Origin of the sequence: Kitasatospora sp. NPDC059648, from assembly GCF_042734825.1 — a bacterium.
Lineage (GTDB): Bacteria > Actinomycetota > Actinomycetes > Streptomycetales > Streptomycetaceae > Kitasatospora.
Genome location: NZ_JBHWDU010000240.1, coordinates 1 through 1264, shown reverse-complemented (window position 1 = coordinate 1264; position 1264 = coordinate 1). Strand labels below are relative to the sequence as shown.

Genomic DNA, 1264 nt, shown 5'->3' with positions numbered 1-1264 from the left:
GTTGACCCAGGGCTGTCGCCACAATGTCGCGGGAGCGGATCAACCGAGCAAAGGCATGACCGACTGGACCTTCCTTCTGAAGGCTCTTCTCCTTGAGCCACCTGTCCGCCAAGGCAAAGCGCTCACAGCAGTGGTCATTCTCGAGATAATCGACGCGTACCAACTTGCCATCCTGAAGAATGGTGCAGTGTCTCGGCACCCCATAGGGAACCTTTGCCATCAACTCGGCAAGATGCAGCGTCGTGTTGGCATCGTGTCCCACGCCGAGGAGAAGTACCTGCCCATCGAGTTCATGGACACGGGCGACCGGGCTTGCAGGCGAGTGAGGTGGCAGGGGCAATGGATCAGAGATGATCTGCTCTGCCTGTGGCCCCGCTGCCGCAAAGGCAAATGGATGGGCGCTGCGCTTTACATTTGGCAGGCGCCAGAATGTGTCAGAGACAACTCCAAGGTCCGGTGTAACGGGCGACGTGGCAGGATCGAACGGCTCGTCGTCCAGACCTGACCACGAGGGCATGACGAGCGTCCCTCCCGGACCCAGCGCAGCACGCAGGGCCTCGATCAGTCCAAGTGGCCCATCTTCGAGGGGCCGGACGCTACGGAAGGAGCTGTGGACCAGCAGCACACCGCCGGGGGTAACCCCAAGGTTGAGAAGCTGACCGATGAGCTCGGCTTTTCGCCATTCGTATTGCACGACATTGCACTCCACCGCTGATGACATCAGTCGATCATAGCACGATCAACGGCACTGTTGCAAATAGTCGGTGGTGATAAACTTATCATCCCCTTTTGCTTATGGAGCTGCACATGAACCCATTCAAAGGCCGGCATTTTCAGCGTGACATCATTCTGTGGGCCGTACGCTGGTACTGCAAATACGGCATCAGTTACCGTGAGCTGCATTTTCCGCTGCATAACCCTGCTTCGGGGTCATTATAGCGATTTTTTCGGTATATCCATCCTTTTTCGCACGATATACAGGATTTTGCCAAAGGGTTCGTGTAGACTTTCCTTGGTGTATCCAACGGCGTCAGCCGGGCAGGATAGGTGAAGTAGGCCCACCCGCGAGCGGGTGTTCCTTCTTCACTGTCCCTTATTCGCACCTGGCGGTGCTCAACGGGAATCCTGCTCTGCGAGGCTGGCGGGAACTTCGAAGTTCCTATACTTTCTAGATTGACGTCCCCGGACCGACGGGCCCGATGCGTCGGCTTTCGCCGTCAGGAGACTTCATGCTGGAGAAATGCAGGCGGGACGAGACCTGCCG

Annotated in this window: 1 protein-coding gene and 1 pseudogene; one reads left to right on the top strand and one right to left on the bottom strand. The window is 57.4% G+C overall.

What is annotated here, in order from left to right; all coding sequences use genetic code 11:
• On the bottom strand, positions 1-694 hold a 694-nt coding region (aac(3)-IVa, locus tag ACFV1W_RS40695; RefSeq protein ID WP_369569765.1), incomplete at its 3' end, for an aminoglycoside N-acetyltransferase AAC(3)-IVa.
• A gap of 113 nt (positions 695-807) precedes the next feature.
• Between aac(3)-IVa and ACFV1W_RS40690 the strand changes: the two are divergent.
• Positions 808-900, top strand: a pseudogene (locus ACFV1W_RS40690) (IS6 family transposase); the annotation flags it as partial.
• Between the last annotated feature and the right edge of the window lie 364 nt (positions 901-1264).